The organism is Streptomyces sp. NPDC034111, from assembly GCF_055575375.1.
Map to the genome: position 1 here is coordinate 82,404 of NZ_JBVIST010000018.1, position 20,869 is coordinate 103,272.

The 20,869-nt window shown below is 72.9% G+C and carries 16 protein-coding genes; 2 read left to right on the plus strand and 14 right to left on the minus strand.

What is annotated here, in order from left to right; genetic code table 11:
- Positions 1 to 31: 31 nt before the first annotated feature.
- From ACZ55A_RS29895 to ACZ55A_RS29920, 6 genes are all read right to left on the minus strand, one after another.
- Positions 32 to 2,410: a 2Fe-2S iron-sulfur cluster-binding protein gene (locus tag ACZ55A_RS29895; protein WP_468846462.1), complete on the minus strand. Its 2,379-nt coding sequence runs from the start codon at positions 2,408 to 2,410 to the stop codon at positions 32 to 34.
- Between the two features lie 100 nt (positions 2,411 to 2,510).
- Entirely contained in the window at positions 2,511 to 3,407 is an 897-nt protein-coding gene (locus ACZ55A_RS29900; RefSeq protein ID WP_468846464.1) for an FAD binding domain-containing protein, read from the minus strand.
- A gap of 318 nt (positions 3,408 to 3,725) precedes the next feature.
- Positions 3,726 to 5,378 carry a beta-N-acetylhexosaminidase gene (locus ACZ55A_RS29905; protein ID WP_468846468.1) on the minus strand — a complete coding sequence of 551 codons (1,653 nt, stop codon included), beginning with the start codon at positions 5,376 to 5,378 and terminating at the stop codon, positions 3,726 to 3,728.
- Positions 5,379 to 5,723: 345 nt separating this feature from the next.
- Positions 5,724 to 6,017 (minus strand): DUF3039 domain-containing protein, encoded by a 294-nt coding sequence (locus ACZ55A_RS29910; protein WP_026169910.1) that lies wholly within the window; start codon positions 6,015 to 6,017, stop codon positions 5,724 to 5,726.
- Positions 6,018 to 6,156: 139 nt separating this feature from the next.
- Positions 6,157 to 6,837, minus strand: a complete 681-nt coding sequence (locus ACZ55A_RS29915; RefSeq protein ID WP_468846480.1) for a hypothetical protein — start codon at positions 6,835 to 6,837, stop codon at positions 6,157 to 6,159.
- A 190-nt stretch (positions 6,838 to 7,027) separates the two neighbouring features.
- Positions 7,028 to 7,699 carry a YqgE/AlgH family protein gene (locus ACZ55A_RS29920; protein ID WP_468846483.1) on the minus strand — a complete coding sequence of 224 codons (672 nt, stop codon included), beginning with the start codon at positions 7,697 to 7,699 and terminating at the stop codon, positions 7,028 to 7,030.
- Between the two features lie 317 nt (positions 7,700 to 8,016).
- Here ACZ55A_RS29920 and murA point away from each other — a divergent pair, with 317 nt between their 5' ends.
- Positions 8,017 to 9,363, plus strand: a complete 1,347-nt coding sequence (gene murA, locus ACZ55A_RS29925) for a UDP-N-acetylglucosamine 1-carboxyvinyltransferase (RefSeq protein ID WP_468846486.1) — start codon at positions 8,017 to 8,019, stop codon at positions 9,361 to 9,363.
- A gap of 283 nt (positions 9,364 to 9,646) precedes the next feature.
- Here murA and ACZ55A_RS29930 read toward each other — a convergent pair whose 3' ends face one another.
- The 6 genes from ACZ55A_RS29930 to ACZ55A_RS29955 form a co-directional block, all read right to left on the minus strand.
- Positions 9,647 to 9,928, minus strand: a complete 282-nt coding sequence (locus ACZ55A_RS29930) for an HU family DNA-binding protein (protein ID WP_006605312.1) — start codon at positions 9,926 to 9,928, stop codon at positions 9,647 to 9,649.
- 307 nt (positions 9,929 to 10,235) lie between these two features.
- The gene (locus tag ACZ55A_RS29935; protein WP_468846489.1) at positions 10,236 to 11,669 is read right to left on the minus strand and encodes an NAD-dependent malic enzyme; all 1,434 of its coding nucleotides are present in this window, start codon (positions 11,667 to 11,669) and stop codon (positions 10,236 to 10,238) included.
- 439 nt (positions 11,670 to 12,108) lie between these two features.
- A complete protein-coding gene (locus ACZ55A_RS29940; protein WP_468846492.1) occupies positions 12,109 to 14,604 on the minus strand; it encodes a HelD family protein in 2,496 nt (831 codons plus the stop codon).
- 131 nt (positions 14,605 to 14,735) lie between these two features.
- Positions 14,736 to 15,482: an anti-sigma factor family protein gene (locus ACZ55A_RS29945; RefSeq protein ID WP_468846494.1), complete on the minus strand. Its 747-nt coding sequence runs from the start codon at positions 15,480 to 15,482 to the stop codon at positions 14,736 to 14,738.
- Positions 15,479 to 16,018 (minus strand): sigma-70 family RNA polymerase sigma factor, encoded by a 540-nt coding sequence (locus ACZ55A_RS29950; RefSeq protein ID WP_468846497.1) that lies wholly within the window; start codon positions 16,016 to 16,018, stop codon positions 15,479 to 15,481. Before ACZ55A_RS29950 ends, ACZ55A_RS29945 begins: the two co-directional genes overlap by 4 nt.
- A 100-nt stretch (positions 16,019 to 16,118) precedes the next feature.
- Complete coding sequence (locus ACZ55A_RS29955) at positions 16,119 to 16,775, minus strand: CGNR zinc finger domain-containing protein (protein ID WP_468846500.1); 657 nt, start codon at positions 16,773 to 16,775, stop codon at positions 16,119 to 16,121.
- A gap of 238 nt (positions 16,776 to 17,013) precedes the next feature.
- On the opposite strand from ACZ55A_RS29955, the gene ACZ55A_RS29960 reads away from it, so the two are divergent.
- The gene (locus tag ACZ55A_RS29960; protein ID WP_468846502.1) at positions 17,014 to 17,799 is read left to right on the plus strand and encodes a class I SAM-dependent methyltransferase; all 786 of its coding nucleotides are present in this window, start codon (positions 17,014 to 17,016) and stop codon (positions 17,797 to 17,799) included.
- Between the two features lie 6 nt (positions 17,800 to 17,805).
- On the opposite strand, the gene ACZ55A_RS29965 is transcribed toward ACZ55A_RS29960, so the two are convergent.
- Both ACZ55A_RS29965 and ACZ55A_RS29970 read right to left on the minus strand, forming a co-directional pair.
- Positions 17,806 to 18,999 (minus strand): uroporphyrinogen-III synthase, encoded by a 1,194-nt coding sequence (locus ACZ55A_RS29965; RefSeq protein WP_468846505.1) that lies wholly within the window; start codon positions 18,997 to 18,999, stop codon positions 17,806 to 17,808.
- A gap of 248 nt (positions 19,000 to 19,247) precedes the next feature.
- Entirely contained in the window at positions 19,248 to 20,690 is a 1,443-nt protein-coding gene (locus ACZ55A_RS29970; protein ID WP_468846507.1) for a nitrate/nitrite transporter, read from the minus strand.
- Positions 20,691 to 20,869 lie beyond the last annotated feature (179 nt).

The window sequence follows — 20,869 nt, forward strand, 5'->3', positions numbered from 1 at the left end:
GCGCACCTCTTGATTTGCTCGCTGCGCTCGCTCATGCGGAGCCTCCCGTGTGCGGATCCTGATCGTGCGGGGCGTGGCCCATGGGGTCAGCAGGGCCTGCCTGGTGGGGAATACGGGCGGTGTCCGCCGGTGCCGCCCCGTCCGGGTCTTCCGGCGCGTCCGGGGCGTAGGCCGCCTCCGCGGCCTCCGCACGGGCCTTGACGACCTCCTCGACGGCCTCCAGCACGCCCCGGTAGCCGGAGCAGCGGCAGAGGTTGCCGCACAGCGCCTTACGGGTCTCCAGCTCGCTGGGGGCGTGGTTGCCCTCCAGGAGGTCGTGCACGGTCATCGCCATGCCCGGTACGCAGAAGCCGCACTGCACCGCACCGGACTCCGCGAGCGCCCGCTGCACATCGGAGGGCACGCCGTCCTGCGCCAGCCCCTCGACCGTACGGACCTCACTGCCCGCCGTGGTGGCCGCGGGCACCAGACAGGACGCGACGAGCCGCCCGTCCACCTGGACGGAACAGGCCCCGCACTCCCCCTGGGAGCAGCCGTCCTTGGCGCCGGCCAGACCGAGGCGCTCGCGCAGGACGTAGAGCAGCGATTCGCCGATCCAGGCATCGGTGACCGGCCGGTCGATGCCGTTGACGCGCAGGACGTAGGAGGCGGCGGGGTGTTCGTCGTGCGCGTCGAGGTCCACGGCGGGGGCGGGCTCTTCCCCGGCTCCCGAGTCCGTCGACGGCTCGGCCGGGGCAGCGGCGCTCCCGGCTCCCTCTGCTCGCCCGACCCCCTCGGCGTCCTCGGTGCCGTGAGTGCCGTCCGTACCGTCAGCGTTTCCGGTGCCGACCGCCTGCCCGTCGAGGCCGGTCGCCGCGCCGGACTCACCGAACTCGCCGGATTCATCGGATACTTCGGATGTACCGGATTCGCCGGACCTGTCGGGCCCAACAACATCGGCGGACTCGGTGGACTCGGCGGACTCGGCGGAGCCGTGGGGCTCGGCAGGGCCCCGGGGCTCAGCCGGGCCGGCGGAATCGGCAGACTCGGCGAAACCCTCGGACCCGGCAGCCTCGCCGAAATCACCGGAATCGGCAGAATCGACAGAATCGCCGGAACCGACAGACTTGGCGAAATCAGCGGAACCAGTGGAATCCGCAGAATGACCCGAATTGTCGAACTCGGCGGAATCCGCCAGCTGTTCGCCCTCGACTCCCGGGCTCGTCCAGCCACCCGCACCCGCCGGGGCGGGCACCTCGGCCGCCCCGTCATGCCGGTCGGCCACCGCAGCGCCGTCGTGCGGCGACGGTGCCGTTCCGGCCGCCGGCGGCCACTGGGCCAGCGCATCGGCCGGCAGCGACCAGTGTCCGGTCGCACCGCCGCCCATGACGTCCGGGCCGCCCGCGCCCGTGCCGTACGGGTCGGCGGCGCCGTGGCCGTCACCGCCCGACAGACCGCCGTCGCGGGCCGGTTGGGCGCCCGGCTCGGCGCCGTGGTGCGGAGCCGCCTCCGTGGCGCCGCCCCGCAGACCGCCCTGCTGGGCGTAGGAGCCATCCGCAGGGCCGCCGAACGGGTTGTGCCCCGCCCCGCCCTGCGCGGGCCCCTGCGCCTCCGTGGAGGGCGCCTGTGCACCGTTCGTGGCGCTCAGCCCGGCGGTGAAGTTCCAGTGGCCGGTCCGGGCGGCCTCGCCGGTGTCCGCCGTGCCCGGCGCTTCGTCGTAGGCGCCGGCGCCCGGGTAACCGCCTCCGTGGTACGCGGCGGCGCCCTCAGGGCCTGCCGCCCCCGGATGCCCCGAATAGCCGGGGTGTCCTGGATGGCCCGGGTGGCCTGAATGGCCGGGGAGGCCCGCATGGCCGCCGGTAAGTCCCGTATGCCCCGTCAGGCGTTCGTCGCCGACCAGGTACTCGCCGGACTCCTCCAGGCCGTCGTCGGCCGCCGCCGGGATCGACCAGGTGCCGGTGCCGCCCGCCTCCGGGCTGCCCGCGACGGGCCAGTCCACCGCGTCGCCGCCCCAGGGGCGGGCCGCTTCGGGCGCGCCGCCCTGGTAGGCCGCGGACGGCTCGTGGTGAGCCGGGGCGCCCGCCTGGGCCGGGTGGCCCGCGGAGGGGTCGGCGTATCCGGCCGAGGGGTCGGCGAACGGCATCGTCCACTGACCGGTGGCCGCCGGGTCGGCGCCCGCGCCGGGGACCGGCGGCGGGGCGGCGTGCGGGGTGAAGGAGGCCGGCGGGGTGTAGCCGTGGCCGGGTGCGGCGAGCGGGTCGGCGCCCGGGGTGTAGCCGGGCGTCCGGCCGCCGTAGACCCCGGTGGTGAAGCCCTCCGGGAGCTGCACGAAGGCCGTCGCCTCCGACTCGTACTCGCCGCCCTGCGGCAGCGGCTGCCAGCCCTGGTCGGGGTACCGGTGCTGCGGATGGCGGTTGTCTGCGTCGCTCATGCCGAGCCCTCACTTCGCTCGGCCTCGCATGCGCGAGGCGCGCACCTCCACATGGTCCTCCCCCGGACTTCGGCCGGGGGGACCCCCACGCTGTGCTCGCTCACGAAAGCGCCCTCCCAAGTGCGCGGCGGGCCAGGGCTGCCACCGTACGGCGCAGGTGCAGTGCGGCCGGCGGCAGGGTTGCCGGTTCCGAGCCGTCCTCCGGCGGCGCCGGGTCCGGGATGCAGGCGGCCGCGACATAGTCACCGAAGGCCGTCAGCGCCTCGGGAACCAGGCCGCGTTCGCCGTCCCAGTCGATCAGCGAGGCCACCCACTGCTCGGCCTCCAGGGGGCGCAGCGGCATGGCGGCGACCGCGCCGACCGCGCAGCGCACCCCGCGTCTGGCGGGGTCCAGTACGAGCGCCACCGAGGCGGTGGCGCGGCCGGGGCCGGTGCGTCCGGTGGCCTTGAGGAAGGCCTGCGGGGCGTGCAGCAGCGGCACCCGTACGTAGCCGACGAGTTCGCCGGGGTGCAGCATCTCGCGGCCCGCCAGGAGGTGGCTGACGGGGATTTCGCGCCGGGCGCCTCCGGGGCCGGCGATGATCACCGTGGCTTCCAGGGCGGCGAGCACCGGCAGGGTGTCGCCCGTAGGGGCGGAGGTCACGATGTTGCCGCCGAGGGTGCCGGCGTTGCGGACCTGCGGCGGACCGGCCGCGCGGGCGGCGGCGGCAAGTCCCGGGATGAGGGCGGCGAAGTCGGGGCGTCCCATACGGGCGAGGGTCAGGCCGGCGCCGAGCAGCGCATGGCCGTCCAGGTATTGCCAGCCGCGGATCTCGCTGATCCGGCCGAGGCCCACCAGGGCCGCGGGTCTGAGGAGTCCGGCGTTGACCGCCGCCATGAGATCCGTGCCGCCCGCGACGGGCACGGCGGCGGGCATGGCGGTGAGCGCCGCCACCGCCTCGTCGAGCGAGGCCGGCAACGTCACCGTGTGCGACGCGTGCGGTGCGTGCGTGGTCAAGCCAGCTGCCCCTTCCCCGGTGTCCCGGCAGTTCCGCTCCGCCGTACGGTACGTGCTCACAGCCCGGACGTGGCAACTCTGGCACATCTTCCCGGACCCTCGGCGCGAGGGGCCACGAAGCGACACTCCGTCCCCGGACAGGGTGTTGGTCCCGTTTCGTCCTCCACTGCGGGTTTGCGCAGTGCGGCGGTGGCCCGTCGGCAGGGCGCCCCCTTGGGTACGGCCACGCCCCGTACAGCAGTACGGCGGAGCGGGGGTCGCCGTACGGCACCACCGTCCCAGGGTCCGGCCGGGCGGGCGCCCTCCTTGGGCGGGGGCTCACACGTTTGGGGGCGCCCCGTCGATCGGGCGTCCGAGCACCCCGGGGCGTTTCTGCCACGGGCGGGGACCGTCGGGCGGGCGGTAGTCGACCCCGAGGGCGTCGAGGCGGGCGTAGTGGACGGCCATCCGCCGGGCGAAGTCCTGGTAGTCGCGGGCGGACGGGGCCGGCAGCCGCGACCAGGCGACCTCGGCGAACGCGGCCAGCCGGGGGAAGACCTGGTAGTCGAGGCGCGCCGGGCTGTCGATGGCCTCGGTCCAGACGTTGGCCTGGGTGCCCAGGATGTGCGCGGCCTGCTCGTCGGTCAGCTCCGGCGGCACCGGCTCGAAGCGGTAGACGTCCTCCAGGGTCCGTACGAAGCCGATGGGCACCGGTTCGTCCGGGGAGGCGTGCTGACGGTGGTCCAGATAGACCTGCTGTTCGGGGCACATGACGACGTCATGGCCGGATTTCGCGGCGGCGATACCGCCCGCGTAGCCGCGCCAGGAGGAGACCGCGGCTCCTTCGGCCAGGCCGCCCTCCAGGATCTCGTCCCAGCCGATCAGACGCCGGCCGCGGTCGGCGAGCCAGCGGTCGAAGTGCCGGATGAACCAGCTCTGCAACTCGTCCTCGCCGGCCAGCGACAGTGCGGCGATCCGGGCCTGCGCGGCGGGGGACGCGCGCCACTGGTCCTTGGGGCACTCATCGCCGCCGATGTGCACGAACGGCGAGGGGAAGAGGTCGAGGACCTCTTCGAGCACCTGCTCGTAGAACCGGAGGGTGGTGTCGGTGGGCGCCAGTACGTTGGGGTTGACGCCCCAGGTGTCCCAGACGTTCAGGGAGGTGGTGTCGATGACGTCGGTGTTGCCGAGTTCGGGGTAGGCGGCGATGGCGGCCTGGGAGTGCCCGGGGATGTCGATCTCGGGGACGACGGTGATGTGCCGCCGGGCGGCGTAGGCGACGATCTCGCGGATGTCGTCGTGGGTGTAGTAGCCGCCGTGCGGGCGCTCGTCCCACAGGGGGGAGGCGCGGTGTCCGAGCTTGGTGCGCGCACGCCAGCCGCCGGTCCCGGTCAGCTTCGGATGGCGCCGGATCTCGATGCGCCAGCCCTGGTCGTCTGTGAGGTGGAGGTGCAGGACGTTGAGCTTGTGGGCGGCGAGCAGGTCGAGGTAGCGCAGCACGCCGTCCTTGGGCAGGAAGTGCCGTGCGACGTCGAGCAGCATGCCGCGCCAGGAGAAGCGGGGGCCGTCCTCGATGGTCTGCTCCGGCAGGAGGACGGGGCGCCCCGGGGCGAGCGGGGCCCGGCGGAAGGCGCGCGGGCCGAGGAGCTGACGCAGGGTCTGCGCTCCCCAGAAGACGCCGGCCGGGCTGCCGCCGGTGATCCGTACGCCCCAACGGCGGTCGGCCTCCAGGCGGTAGTCCTCCGCGGGGAGGGCCGGGTCGAGGGTGAGCGTGAGGGCGTCGGGGGCCTCGGCGGGGCCGGGCGGCAGGGGGAGGCCGAAGGCCGCGCCGAGGGTGGCGCGCAGCCAGTGGGCGGTGTCCTCGGTACCGGGCCCGGCAGACAGCGTGGTGTCCTCGCCGAGGCGGACCGTGCCGCGGCGGGGCCCGTCGATGCTCAGCGGCGCCGGGATCAGGCCGGCTTCCTGTCCCGGGTGGGGGTCCGTGTCCGGCATGCCGTCAGTCCTTCACCGCACCGCCGGGCCCGTTGGCCGGCCGGCGCTGTACGCGTACGGAGAAGACCCGTACGGGGTGGTCGGTCACGGGCGATGCTGCCATGGTTTCCGCCCGGTGAGGTGCGTCCTGCGGGAAGCGGCGCGAAACGGGCGGGAGGAACGGCGGCCGGCACAACTGCCGTGCGGGGAGTGGCGGTTCGCGATACGACGAAGGGCCCCGGTCCGCGAGGGACCCGGGCCCGTGGCCACGGCGGGGCACGGCGACCGCACGACGGCTGACGCGGCTACGTCATGACGTCGTGCGGCTGCTGCTGTTCCGCTGTGGGCGTGCCGGTTCCGCGGCGGTTACTTCTTGCCGCCGTCCTTGCCGCCCTTGTCCTTGTCGCCACCGGCGCCCATGGACTCGAAGATCTCCTTGCACATGGGGCAGACCGGGTACTTCTTCGGGTCGCGGCCCGGGACCCAGACCTTGCCGCACAGCGCCACGACGGGGGTACCGTCGAGCGCGCTCGCCATGATCTTGTCCTTCTGGACGTAGTGGGCGAAGCGCTCGTGGTCGCCGTCGCCGTGCGACACCTGCGGTGTCGGCTCTACGAGGGTCCCCGTACCTGCCCCGCGCTCGGGCTCAAGAGTGCTCATAAATGCCAAGGGTACTCACGCCCGCGGCAACCCGGGAGCGTCGGCCCGCTGCCAGGTGGAGCGCACGCCCCGCCGACGCCACGCCGGCGGCTACCCAGGGCGCAGCGCACAGCGCCGGCCCCGCGCCCCACTCCCCCGGCTAGGAAGCCACCGTCGCTCCGTCCCGTGCGCCGGCCGTCAGGCCCAGCTTCGCGGCGAAGGCCAGGGCGGCGTCCGGGCGGACCTCGTACCAGGAGTCCTTGTCGCAGACCGCGTCCAGCAGCGCGGCTATCTCCTGCGCACCGACCGTGCGGGCCTCGGCCGTGCCGAGGAAGGCGCGCACCGTCTCCGCGGCGTCGAGCTCGGTCTCCGTACGGGCCACGAGGTCCTCGGCGATCCGCTCGACCGCCTCGTCACCGGGAGCGGCCCAGCTCATCGCCATCTCCAGGCCGTCGTCCGGCAGCTTCTCGGGGTACGGGGCTCGGGCCCAGGCGCCGTCCTGCCACCAGTAGACGAACCCGAAGAGATTGCCCTTGGCGTCGTCGCGCAGCTGCTCCCAGGGCAGCCACTCGGGGCCGCCGGCCAGGAAGTCGATCTGCCGGTCGCCGTCGTGGGTGTAACTGCCGTCCGAGTCCTGGCCGCACAGCAGCGCCCGGCCGCCCTCGAACAGCTTCAGCCGCCACCAGTAGCTGCCGCCGCCGTTCCAGCACTCCAGTCCGTGCTTGCCCCAGGAGAATTCGTCCCCGTCGTCCATGGCGGCCGCGACCACCGCGAGCGTCGCGGCGCGGGCCCACACCCGCTCCGGGTGGTCCAGATCCCCGGGCACACTCGGCCTGTGCATGGCACTCTCCCCCGCTGTCCGGCGCGGCCCCGCCGACGCGACCGCGCACCGTCCCCTGTCATCTCGAACCATAGCGACGGGGACTGACATTTCCCCATGACGAAGCCGTCACAATAATCCAGCGCTCAACAAAATCCGGGCGCCTTCGGGGCGGCCTCACCGCGGCCCCAGGACGACCCCCAGGACGGCCTCAGTTCAGCGACGGGTCGTCCGGATACGTCGCCACCATCGCCAGCTCGTTGCGCTGCCGCCGCAGCACCGCGCGCCACAGCTGCTCGGGATCGGGCGAGGAGACGTCGCCGGGCTCGGACTCGACGACGTACCAGGCGCCCTCGACCAGCTCGTCCTCCAGCTGGCCCGGCCCCCAGCCCGCGTAGCCGGCGAAGATCCGCAGACTGCCGAGGACCGCGGAGAGGAGCTCCGGAGGGGCCTCCAGATCGACCAGGCCGATCGCCCCGTAGACCCGGCGCCAGCCCAGCGGCTCGTCACCCGAACGGACATCCGCGCGGTCCGCGGCCGGTATGCCGGCCGTCTCCGCACCGCCGTCCCCGGCCCGGGTACTGCCGTCCACGGACGGAATGCTGTCCTCACCGGAGGGACCGCCGGGCACCACGGCCACCCCGAGCGCCGAGTCCAGCGAGACCGGACCGCCCTGGAAGACCACTCCCGGCTCGCCGGCCAGCGCGGCCCAGGGCGCGAGGATGTCCGCGACGCCGACCGGCGTGGGGCGGTTGAGGACCACGCCGAGGGAGCCCTCCTCGTCATGGTCGAGGAGCAGCACCACCGCGCGGTCGAAGTTCGGATCGGCGAGCGCGGGGGTCGCGACTAGCAGCCGGCCTGTGAGCGAGGACACCTCGGTCATGGCCACATGATCCCGCACTTCTGCCCGGAGCGGGGAGTCAACGCCCGGACCCTTGCGAGAGCAGGGCAGGGCGTACGGCGGCAGCCCCCGGCGCACACATCCGGAGACACCGTCCGGTACGCGACACCGGACCGTGCATTCAAGACATTCAGGGGCGTTTCAGCCATAAGGCGATTACAGATCAAAGGCGGATCGTAGCCGAGTGTGTTGTGACAAAGCCATTACATGCTCAGAGGCTGCACGGGCCTACGGACACCCCCTCGGCCGCCCTTACCATTTCTGCTTGGCCCCTGCCCGTCTCCAGGAACGCGAGATCCATGACCGTCTCTACTGACGACGTACTGCTTGTCCACGGCGGCACCCCGCTGGAGGGCGAGATCCGGGTTCGCGGTGCGAAGAACCTTGTGCCCAAGGCCATGGTCGCCGCCCTGCTCGGCAGCGGCCCCAGCCGCCTGCGCAACGTGCCCGACATCCGCGACGTACGCGTGGTGCGCGGACTGCTGCAACTGCACGGCGTCACGGTCCGGCCCGGCGACGAGCCCGGCGAGCTGGTCCTCGACCCCTCCCACGTGGAGAGCGCCAACGTCGCGGACATCGACGCGCACGCCGGCTCCTCGCGGATCCCGATCCTGTTCTGCGGCCCGCTGCTGCACCGCCTCGGCCACGCCTTCATCCCGGGCCTGGGCGGCTGCGACATCGGCGGCCGGCCGGTGGACTTCCACTTCGACGTGCTGCGCCAGTTCGGCGCGAAGATCGAGAAGCGCGCCGACGGGCAGTACCTGGAGGCCCCGCACCGGCTGCGCGGCACCAAGATCCGGCTGCCGTACCCGTCGGTCGGCTCGACCGAGCAGGTGCTGCTGACGGCCGTACTGGCCGAGGGCGTGACCGAGCTGTCGAACGCCGCCGTGGAGCCGGAGATCGAGGACCTGATCTGCGTCCTGCAGAAGATGGGCGCGATCATCTCCATGGACACCGACCGGACGATCCGGATCACCGGTGTCGACAAACTCGACGGCTACACCCACCGCGCGCTCCCGGACCGCCTGGAGGCGGCCTCCTGGGCGTCCGCGGCGCTGGCCACCGAGGGCAACATCTTCGTCCGCGGGGCTCACCAGCGGTCGATGATGACCTTCCTGAACACGTTCCGGAAGGTCGGCGGCGCCTTCGAGATCGGCGACGAGGGCATCCGCTTCTGGCACCCGGGCGGCTCGCTCAACGCGATCGCGCTGGAGACCGATGTGCACCCCGGTTTCCAGACCGACTGGCAGCAGCCCCTGGTGGTGGCCCTGACCCAGGCCTCCGGGCTGTCCATCGTCCACGAGACGGTCTACGAGTCCCGGCTCGGCTTCACCTCCGCGCTCAACCAGATGGGCGCGCACATCCAGCTCTACCGCGAGTGCCTGGGCGGCTCCGCCTGCCGCTTCGGCCAGCGCAACTTCCTGCACTCCGCGGTCGTCTCGGGACCGACCAAGCTTCAGGGCGCCGACCTGGTCATCCCCGACCTGCGCGGCGGCTTCTCGTACCTGATCGCGGCCCTGGCGGCCCAGGGCACCTCCCGGGTGCACGGGATCGACCTGATCAACCGCGGCTACGAGAACTTCATGGAGAAGCTGGTGGAACTCGGCGCCCGGGTGGAGCTGCCGAACGGGGCACTGAGCAACTGAGGCCCGAGGCGGGCCCGGTTGACGACGTGACGGACCGAGCGCCCCACAGTCCCCCTCCGGGGCGGGCTGTGGGGCGCTCGCCGTTGTGGGGCGGAACGGGCCACGCGTGCCACCGCGCCACCGCCGCCGTGGCGGGCCTGTACGCCGTTCTGACGGCCCGTACGGCCCTGGCGGCCCTTGCCGGGCCCGGAAGGGGCCTGGGGCGTCCCCGGGGCGCCGTGGTACGCGAAAAGGCGGCCACCCCTGGGAGGGGTGACCGCCTTCTCAGGCCGTACGGAGGGTCTTACTTACCCTTGGCGGCTTCCTTGAGCTTGGAGCCCGCGGAGACCTTCACGCTGTAGCCGGCCGGGATCTGGATCGGGTCGCCGGTCTGCGGGTTGCGCGCGGTGCGAGCGGCACGGTGGGTGCGCTCGAAGGTCAGGAAGCCGGGGATGGTGACCTTCTCGTCGCCCTTGGCGACGACCTCGCCGGTCACCTCGGCGAGGGCGGCCAGAACGGCGTCGGCGTCCTTGCGGGTCACCTCGGCGCGATCGGCCAGAGCGGCCACCAGCTCACTGCGGTTCATGTCTGTACTCCCGTGTTCTTCTTGCCAATGAGGCGTGAGATCGAAGCCGATGCTGCCAGGGTCCTCGGACAGTCCCCGGACCCGGGTCTGGTGCCAGACCCTCGCGCCCGATTACGCATCCTGCCCCTACCTGCGGCGGTAAAGCCAATCCGGCACCCAGGAGGGTCACACGAAAAGCGCCACTGCTGTGCGTGTGGTGACGCTCCGTGCCATTCCCGCTCCGGGCCGGCCCCACAGGGCGGCGGTCGCTTACTGTCCGCCACCCTATGGGGGCCTCAATGACGGCGTGTCCCGCGACGCGCCGTACTCAGAGCGCCGTGGCGGTCATCACAGCCGCATCGCTGGCCTTGGCCGCCTCGCGGACGGCACCGGCCACCGCGCCCGCGACCTTCTCGTTGAAGACGCTGGGAATGATGTAGTTCGGGTTGACCTCGTCCTCCAGGACGACGTCGGCGAGGGCGCGGGCCGCAGCCAGCATCATCTCGGTGTTCACCGTACGGGAGTGGGCGTCCAGAAGGCCGCGGAAGACACCGGGGAACACCAGGACGTTGTTGATCTGGTTCGGGAAGTCGGAGCGGCCGGTGGCCACGACGGCGGCGGTCTGCCGGGCGATGGCCGGGTCGACCTCCGGGTCGGGGTTGGCCAGGGCGAACACGATCGCGCCGGCGGCCATCTTCGCGACGTCGTCGCCGTCCAGGACGTTGGGCGCGGAGACGCCGATGAAGACGTCCGCGTCGACCACGGCCTCCTTGAGGGTGCCGGTGACGCCCTCGGGGTTGGTGTTGTCGGCGATCCAGCGCAGCGCCGAGTCCGGGTCCGCGTCGACCAGGTCGCTGCGGCCGGCGTGCACCACACCGTGGATGTCGGCGACGACCGCGTGCCGGACGCCGGCGGCGATCAGAAGCTTGAGGATGGCGGTACCGGCGGCGCCGGCGCCGGACATCACGACCCGGACGTCCTCGATCTTCTTGCCGACGACCCGCAGGGCGTTGGTGAGGGCGGCGAGGACGACGATGGCGGTGCCGTGCTGGTCGTCGTGGAAGACCGGGATGTCCAGGGCCTCGCGCAGCCGGGCCTCGATCTCGAAACAGCGGGGGGCGGAGATGTCCTCGAGGTTGATACCGGCGAAGCCCGGGGCGATGGCCTTGACGATCTCCACGATCGCGTCGCTGTCCTGGGTGTCCAGGCAGATCGGCCAGGCGTCGATACCGGCGAAGCGCTTGAAGAGGGCCGCCTTGCCCTCCATCACGGGCAGCGCGGCCTTGGGGCCGATGTTGCCCAGGCCGAGCACCGCGGAGCCGTCGGTGACGACTGCGACGCTGTTGCGCTTGATGGTGAGGCGGCGGGCGTCCTCGGGGTTGTCGGCGATGGCCTGGCAGACCCGGGCGACGCCGGGCGTGTAGACCATCGAGAGGTCGTCACGGTTGCGGATGGGGTGTTTCGACGACATCTCGATCTTGCCGCCGAGGTGCATCAGGAACGTACGGTCGGAGACCTTGCCGAGCGTGACGCCCTGGATGCCGCGCAGCTGCTGGACGATCTCGTCGGCGTGCGCGGTCGAGGTGGCCGCGATGGTGACGTCGATGCGGAGCTTTTCGTGTCCGGACGCGGTGACGTCGAGGCCGGTCACCGAGCCTCCGTGGGACTCGACGGCCGTCGTGAGCTGGGATACCGCGGTTCCACTCGCGGGCACCTCCAGCCGGACCGTCATCGAGTAGGAGACGCTGGGCGCCGTTGCCATGGCCGACTTCCTCTGCTTTCACCGTGTCGCTAAGTTGTGCCGTCCGATCGTCGCACCTACCCCTGAGTACGCGGTAGCCGCCGTGGATTGCGAACGTTGTGTTCACCAGCGGGCGCCGATTGCGGAAAACGGATTCCACCATACGAGACGTGGTCGGCCAAAGCGAGAGGCCCACGTCATGTGGTGACGTGGGCCTCTCGCATGGTTTACGACACCGACCCGCCATGCTCGCCTCGCGGCAAGTGGTCGCTCGTAGCGACGATGGTTGGGCCCGGGGGCTTGGATCGAGCCGGTGCCGTCACCAAGGCTAACAAACCCTCCCCGGAAGAGAATCCCGTCGCGGGGGCGTATTTCAGGCCCCTCGGACGGACGTCGGCCCGGGAGGTGCGGGCCCCGGCGCGCACGCCCGGCGCCCGCTCCCGGCACGGGGCCCCGGCACTCAGTCCCGCAGCAGGTCCGGCACCCCTTCCGGGTCCGGCTCGTCGCGTCCGGCGGAGAGCACGGTCAGCTGCTGGGTGGCGCGGGTCAGCGCCACGTAGAGCACCCGCAGACCGGCCGGGGACTCGTCGGCGATCTCGGCCGGCGAGACCACCAGCGTGGCGTCGTACTCCAGCCCCTTGGCCTCCAGGGAGCCCAGCGCCACCACCCGGTCCCCCAGAGGGGCCAGCCAACGGCGGGCCTGCTCGCGGCGGTTCATGGCCACCACGACGCCGACCGTGCCGTCCACCTCGCCCAGCAGCCGCTCGGCCTCCGCCACGGTGGCCTTCTCCAGCGCCGCGTCGCCGACCGGGGCCGCGCCGTCCTCGGCGAGGGCGAAGCGCGGCTCCAGGCCCGTCGAGCGGACCGCCTTGGGCGACTGCATCCCGGGCATCGCCAGCGCCAGGACCTTGGCGGCCAGCTCGGCGATCTCCGCGGGGTTGCGGTAGTTCACGGTCAGGGTGAAGCGGCGGCGCGGGCGGGTGCCGAGCGCCTCGTCACGGGCGAGGGCGGCCTCGTCCGGGTCGGACCACGAGGACTGCGCCGGGTCGCCGACGACGGTCCAGGTGGCGTGCCGGCCGCGGCGGCCGACCATCCGCCACTGCATCGGCGTCAGGTCCTGTGCCTCGTCGACGATGACATGGGCGTAGTCGGTGCGCTCCTCCTCCAGCCGTTCGCGCCGGCCGCGGCCGCCGCCGTTGCGGTCCGCGTAGGTCGTCAGCTCCTCCAGGCCGGTCAGGTGGTCGAGCGGGTCGGCCTCGCGGGGGCGGGCCGGGCGCATCGGGGCGCCCAGGACCATGTGCAGCTCGTCCAGCAGCGCGATGTCGTGCACCGACAGCGGCCCGTGCCCGGTGCGGTCCAACCGCTGGAGGGAGCGGGCCAGTTGGCGTACCTCGCGCGGGTTGAGGAGGCGGCGCGCCCAGCGGCCGAGCAGGCGCTCGTCGGCCATGGCGGCCAGCACCCTGCGCGGGGTCAGCTCGGGCCACCAGGCGTCCAGGAACTCCTGGAAGTCGGGCTCGGTGGTGATGTCCTCGTCGAAGCCCTCACGGGCCTCGGCGGCGAGCTCGGGGTCCGTGTAGCGGCGGCCGGCGCCCGACTTGGTCCACAGGGCGTCCAGGATCAGCCGGCGGGCGCGCGGGCGCAGCAGGTTGACGGGGGCGGTGCCGCCGAGCGCGGACTGCCGGATGGCGCGCAGTTCGTCGGCGTCCAGTTCGATCCGGCCGCCGAACGCGACGACCCGCAGGCGGGTGGTCGGGCTCTTGGGGAGCGGGGCTCTGGCGCGTCTGCGGCCGCCGTTGGGGGCCGCGTCCCGGCCGGTGTCGTCGCCGGCCGCCGCGAAGAGGCCGTCCAGGGACAGCTGGGCGTCCTGGCCGGCCGCCGGCGCGGCGTCGTGCGCCGGCTCCGCCCCCGGCGCCGCCAGCTCCAGCGCCCCACGGGCCGCCTTGCGCAGCAGCTTCTGCATGCGCGAGGAGCCCTTGACCCGGGCGACCGCCGGCGGGTCGTAGGCGGTGGCCTCGGCGCCGTCCACCAGCGAGCCGAGCGCCCGGATGGCGACCTGGCCCTCCTCGCCGAGCGAGGGCAGTACGCCCTCGGTGTAGGCGACCAGCAGCGGGGTCGGGGAGACGATCAGGATGCCGCCCGCGTAGCGGCGACGGTCCTGGTAGAGGAGGTAGGCGGCGCGGTGCAGGGCGACCGCGGTCTTGCCGGTGCCGGGGCCGCCCTCGACCTCGGTGACGGAGGCGGCGGGGGCGCGGATCACCATGTCCTGCTCGGCCTGGATGGAGGCGACGATGTCCCGCATCGTGTGGCTGCGGGCCCGGCCGAGCGCCGCCATCAGCGCGCCGTCACCGATCGCCGGCAGCTCCTCGCCGTTCAGCGTCGCGGTGATCTCCGGGCGCATCAGATCGTCCTCGACGCCGAGGACCTTGCGGCCCTTGGACCGGATCACGCGCCGGCGCACGACCCGGCCGGGCGCGACCGGGGTGGCGCGGTAGAAGGGCGCGGCGGCCGGCGCCCGCCAGTCGATGACCAGCGGGGAGTAGTCCGCGTCGAGGACGCCGAGGCGGCCGATGTGCAGCGTCTCGGCGATCGCGGCGCGGTTGTTCTCGATCGCGCCCTCGGCGGGCTCGACGGAGGTGTACGCGCCGTCCGGGCCCTTCTTGCCGTCCTTGCCGAGGAGCAGGTCGATCCGTCCGAAGAGGAAGTCCTCGTACTCGGAATTGAGCCGGTGGAGGTGGACACCGGCCTGGAAGACCTGGGCGTCCCGCTCGGCGAGCGCACCGGGCGTGCCGACCTGGCCGCGCTTGGCGGCGTCGTCCATCAGGAACTCGGCCTCGTGGATCTTCTCCTCGAGGCGCCGGTAGACGCGGTCCAGATGCGTCTGCTCGGTCTCGATCTCGCGGTCGCGAACGGAATCCGAAGCGTGGTCCGGTGCGTGCGTGGCATTGTGCGCGGCCACCCAGGCCCCCTTCTGCTGTGCGTAGGGCAGCCGTCAACCGTACGCGAACCAGGCACCGCGCGCACCTGGTGATAGGGACAAATTCGGGCGGAATCGGTCGGATGTTGATTCAGGCCTGTACTTCGGGCGCCTCAGGCCTTCACGGTGGCCAGTCGCCGGCCCTCCAGTGTGTTGATCTCGAAGTGGTCGATGTCGGCGCGGTCGAGGGCCGCGCCGCCCGCCGCGTACAGGGGCTCGCGGTTCCACTTCGCCGCGCTGCCGGGGATGCCGTAGCCGCCCTTGGGGACCGCCCAGGTGGTGACGGTCTGCCGCCGGCCGTCCTTGCCCACCGCGACCAGGTCGCAGCTGAGCGGCCCCTTGACGTTGGCGAGTTCGAGGACGACCTGGGTGCCCCAGGGGCGGGGCGCCATGGAGACTCCGGCCGAGACCTTGGTGTCCGGGTCGACGGAGCTGACCTTCTCGCCCTCGGCGTACTGGGCGCGGACGGCGCTCGCGAGCGGCTGCACCGGCTCGGGCGACGGGTCCGCTCCCCCCTTGACGGAGACGGCGGCGAGCGGTCCGCCGACGATCAGTACGACGGCGGCGGCGACCAGGAACAGCCTGCGCCTGGCGCGGCCGCGGCGGGTGGCGGCGACCTCGTCGAGCAGCCCGTCCAGCAGGCCGGGCCCGGGAACGGCGCCGATGGTGTCGGGGGTGGGCGCGGATTCCTTGAACTCGGCCAGCACCGGGTGCAGGCCCATCAGCTGCTCCAGCTCGGCCGCGCACCAGTCACAGCCGGCCAGATGCGCCTCGAACCGTTCCGCGCCGGCGGCGTCCAGGACGCCCAGCGCATAGGCGCCGACGTCGGTGTGCCGGTCCGGCTGCGTGGGCGGGTTCACTCCGTCACTCCTCGTTCCTCGAGCGAGAGCTTCAGGGAGCGCAGCGCGTAGAACACCCGGGACCGCACGGTTCCGGCCGGCACGCGCAGCACCTCCGCTGCCTCGTTGACCGTACGCTCCTTGAAGTACGTCTCGACGAGGGCCTCTCGGTGGGCCTGGCTCAGATCGCTCAGCGCCTCGGAGATCGTCATCATGCGCAGCGCCCGGTCGATCACATCGGCGGCGGGCATGGTCTCCAGAGGTGTCGCATCGACCTCTTGGGGTCTGGCCTTGCGGCTGCGGTGCCCGTCGATCACGATCCGCCGGGCGACCGTCACCAGCCAGGGGCGGATCGAGCCGGTGGCGCGCTGCAACTGCTCGGCGTTGCGCCAGGCGCGCACCAGCGTCTCCTGCACCACGTCCTCCGCGCGGTGCCGGTCGCCCGCCACCAGTCGCAGGACGAAGGCGAGGAGCGGGCCCGCGTGCTCGTCATAGAGGGCTCGCATGAGCTCCTCGTCAGGTGTCGTCCTGTCTGCCACGACGGCATCCTTACGCACTCCAACTCCCGGGTCGAGAGCCCGGATCACCCAAGATCGCCGGGGACCTGGCCATGAATCGGACTTGCGGTGAGGAGTACGGACGGGACGGGCGGGCCGTTCAGCGGCCGGCCGGAATATTTTTTGCCCCAGGGACGGGAGTGACCGCCGGGGCGGCGACCCGGCCGTCGCCGCCGCTCTGCCGGCGCCCCCTCGTGCGTCTTCGGTGCCGCGCCACCCGCTCCCGGTTGCCGCACACCTCGCTGGAGCACCAACGGCGGCGCCTGCCACGGGAGTTGTCCAGATAGACCACCGAGCAGTTCTCGCCGGCACACCGCCGCAGCTGCGCCCGTGCCACCGCGTCGGTCAGCATCCCGGTCGCGTCCCGGGCGACCGCGGCCAGCAGGCCCGCGCAGTCGGGCGGAGCGGGGAGCGTACGGGCCAGGGCTCCGTCGGCGCCGCGCACCGCACACAGCGCGGGCGGCTGCCCGGACACGGCGGCGGAGTTGAGCGAGGCGAGATCGGCGTCGGACGCCCCGCCCCGCAGTTCGTCGTCGACCACCCGGCGCAGCAGTGCGCGCAGCGCCCGGAAGCGGGCGACCCAGCGGCCGTCTATGCCGTCCAGCGGGGCGCCGCGCGGCACCAGCCCCGCACCGACCAGCCAGGCCGCCAACTGCTCGGGTCCGGTGAGGCGTTCGGCGGGGGCACCGCCGGTGGTGGCCACCAGATCCAGGCAGATCCGGCCGCAGTCGAACCGCAGGTCGGAAGGCGCTGCCATGTGCCTGTCACTCCTTAGGGCGCGGGTGCTCCCCAGAGTGCCCGGTGCGCGGTCCGGCCGGAACCCTCCGGAAGCGGCCACTCCAGGCCGTCGCGCGGGCGTCACGACACGTGAACACGGCGCGTACACACTGGACGTATACATCTGATGTATAGTCCCCGGCGTGCCGGCCCGGTTGCCCCGCGCACCGGTCCGCCGCCTCGGTACGCCTTGTGCCCCCTCCAGGACGAAGGTCTCCATGTCGCGCACGCCCCTGCACACCAACCGCGCCCGCCTGGCCCACAAGCTCGGCTACGCGCTCCGCAACCCGGCCCGCATCGCCCCGTACCTCAAGCGCACCGCCCGCGACACCTGGCTGCGCCTCAGGCACCCCGGCCATGTCGCGTACTACCGGGCGGTGATGGCCTCCGACGCCGCTCGCGACCCGGAGGCCGCGGTCGGCAGCCGCAGCCATGAGCGGTGGCTGGCGCTGGGCGAGATGCAGTTCGACTACCTGGCCCGGCACGGGCTGAAGCCGGGCCACCGGATGCTGGACATCGGCTGCGGCAATCTGCGGGCCGGCTGGCGCTTCATCGCCCACCTGGACGCCGGCCACTACTACGGCATCGACATCTCGCCGGACATCCTGATCTCCGCCAAGCGGACCCTGACCAGGTACGAACTCCAGGACAAACTGCCGTACCTGACCCTCACCCAGGACCTGACCCTGGACTTCCTGCCGGCCGCCCACTTCGACATCGTCCACGCCCACAGCGTCTTCTCGCACTCGCCGATCGAGGTGATCGACGAATGCCTCGCCCATGTCGGGCGGGTGCTGGCCCCCGGCGGCTTCTTCGACTTCACCTTCGACCGCACCGAGGGCGCCGAACACCACGTGCTGCGCGAGGACTTCTACTACCGGACCGAGACCCTGCTCGGGCTGGCCCGGCGGCACGGACTGGAGGCGCGCTTCATGGAGGACTGGGAGGCCCTCCCGCACGGCCAGTCCAAGATCCGGGTCACCAACCCGGCGCAGGCCTCCTGATGCCCGCTACCGCACCGCACCGCCGTACTTGTCGGTGTCCGCGTGCGCGTCCAGCGACAGCCGGTACCCCCGCTTGACGACGGTCTGGATCAGCTTGGGTGCGCCCAGCGCCACCCGTAGCCGGGCCATCGCGGTCTCCACCGCATGCTCGTCCCGGCCCGCGCCCGGCAGGACGCGCAGCAGCTCGGCCCGGGAGACCACCCAGCCGGGGCGGCGGGCCAGGGCGCCCAGCAGCGCCATCCCGGCCGGCGGCACCGGGCGCAGCTCACCGTCCACCACGACGGCGTGCCCGCGGATCTCCAGCAGCCGCCCGGCCACCGGCAACGGCCGTACCCGGCCCGGGAGTTCACGGCACAGCAGCTGCACCAGCGGCCCGAGCCGGAAGCGTTCCGGCTGGAGCGTGGGGACGTCCTCCGCCTCCAGCGGCATCGCGGTCACCGGCCCCACGCACACCGGCAGCACCCCCGTGCGCAGCGCCGTCAGCAACTGGTCGCGGATACCGCGCTCCTCGGCGCGGCGCAGCAGCGAGGCGGCGGCCGGCGCGCTGGTGAACGTCACCGCGTCCAAGGCGCCCGCGACCGTGGCGTCCAGCAGCCGGTCGACCGGACCGATGTCCTCCGGCGGCATCCAGCGGTAGACGGGAACGCCCACCACCTCCGCACCGCCGTCCCGCAGCGCCTCGACGAACCCCGGCAGCAGCTCCCCGTGCAGCTGCACGGCGACCCGGCGCCCGTCGACGCCCTCCTCCAGGAGCCGGTCCAGCACCTCGGCCATCGACTCGGAGGCCGGTGACCACTTCTCGGTCAACCCCGCCGCCCGGATCGCACCGCGCACCTTCGGGCCGCGGGCCAGCAGCTCCACCCCGGTCAGCCGGTCCAGCAGCGCCTCGCCCAGCCCCCAGCCCTCCGCGGCCTCGATCCAGCCGCGGAAGCCGATGGCGGTGGTGGCCACCACGACGTCGGGGACGTGCTCGATCAGGTCCCGGGTCACCGCCAGCAGCTCGGTGTCGTCCGGCAGCGGAACGATGCGCAACGCCGGCGCATGCAGCACCTGGGCGCCGCGCCGCTCCAGCAGCGCGCCCAGTTCCTCCGCCCGCCGGGCCGCGGTCACCCCGACGGTGAACCCGTCCAGCGGCCGTACCGCCGGTGCCGTTGCGTGCTGCGTCCCCCGCTTGCCGTGCTCCTGCTGCTGATCGTGCATGGTCCCGCTCCGCCCAGAGTGGTTGTGCTGCATCGTGCGCTCCGGCCGCCGCGGCTCGGGCGGCCCGGAGCGCCAAGGTGCTCAGGCTGCCAACGGCACGTGACAAGCCCGGTCCTCCCATATTTCCCCCCGGTTACGGCCGAGCGCGGGGCGGCCCGTACGACCGTCCCGCGTTCGGCCCTGCCTCCGGGCCGGGAAGGGCGGCCCGGAAGCCGTCCGGACCGGGCCGCCACCTGCTTCCTGCGGCCTCACACCTCCGCGTAGACCGGGCGCCGCTCCCCGTCCGCGGCCGGCTGCGCCGCGCCCGTCCGCGCGGTCCGCCGCTCGCGCGCCACCGGGCGCAGGTATACGGCCCAGGTCACCGCGCCGCACACCACGTAGCAGGCCAGGAAGGAGACAAAGGCCGGGGTGCCCGAGCCGGTGGTCATGAACGACTGGCGGAAGGCGAGGTTGATGGCCAGCCCGCCGAGCGCGCCCACCGCGCCGATCAGGCCCATCGCCGCGCCCGACAGCCGCCGCCCGTAGGCCGCGGCCGCCTCACCGGCCAGCCCGCGCCGCACCGCCTGGGCCTGGAAGATCCCGGGGATCATCTTGTACGTGGAGCCGTTGCCGAGCCCGGAGAGCACGAACAGCGCGATGAACCCGACGAGGAAGACCGGCAGCGACTTCTCCGTCGAGGCGTAGATCACCACTCCGGTGGCCAGGCCCATCGCCGCGAAGTTGCCCAGCGTGATCCGGGCGCCGCCGAAGCGGTCCGCCAGCCGCCCGCCGACCGGCCGGATCAGCGACCCCAGCAGCGGTCCGATGAAGGTCAGCGACGCGGCCTGGAGGGGGGTGCGGGCGAACTGGTTCTGGAGCACCAGCCCGAAGGCGAAGCTGTAGCCGATGAACGACCCGAACGTGCCGATGTACAGCAGCGACATCACCCAGGTGTGCGGCTGCCGGGCCGCGTCGCGGGCCGCCCCGGTGTCGTTGGTCACCGGTGCGAGGTTGTCCATGTACCGCGCGGCGAGCACCGCGGCCAGCACGATCAGCGGCACATAGACGGCCAGCACGATCCGCGGCTGGGTGGCCCCCGCCGTCCCGATGACCAGCAGCCCCAGCAGCTGGATCACCGGCACCCCGATGTTGCCGCCGCCGGCGTTCAGCCCCAGCGCGTACCCCTTCTTGCGCAGCGGGAAGAAGGAGTTGATGTTCGTCATCGACGAGGCGAAGTTCCCGCCGCCGACGCCGGCGAGCATCGCGACCACCATGAACGTGGTGTACGAGGTGCCCGGGTGCATCACCACCGCGGCCGCCGCGGTCGGCACCAGCAGCAGCAGCGCGCTGATCACCGTCCAGTTGCGCCCGCCGAACAGCGCCACCGCGAAGGTGTACGGCACCCTCAGCACCGCGCCCACCAGCGTCGGCATCGCCACCAGGAAGAACTTCCCGGCCGGGTCGATCCCGTACTGCGGCCCCATGAACAGCACCATCACCGACCACAGGCTCCAGATGGAGAAGCCGATGTGCTCGGAGAGCACGGAGAACCACAGGTTCCGCCGGGCGACCCGCTCACCGGTCTCCCGCCAGAACTGCTCGTTCTCCGGCTCCCAGTGCTCGATCCACCGCCCGCCGCGCCGCGCACGGCCATCGGTACGGCTTTCGCCAGGACTGTCGCTGGCGGTTCCTGTCGCGGCCTCGGCCGTCATCGCGCCTCCCAGGGATTCAGGTCGTCTCCCTCGAAGCTAGGGACGGCGGGTTTCCGTGCCGTGGCGGTAGGTGACCTTCGCGAAACCTTGCGCTCACGGGGCGCGCGGCCGCTACGTGAGCGCCCTGGTCCCACGCCGGCCACCGCGTACGGGCCGCGCGCGCTCGCCGCCGAGCGCAC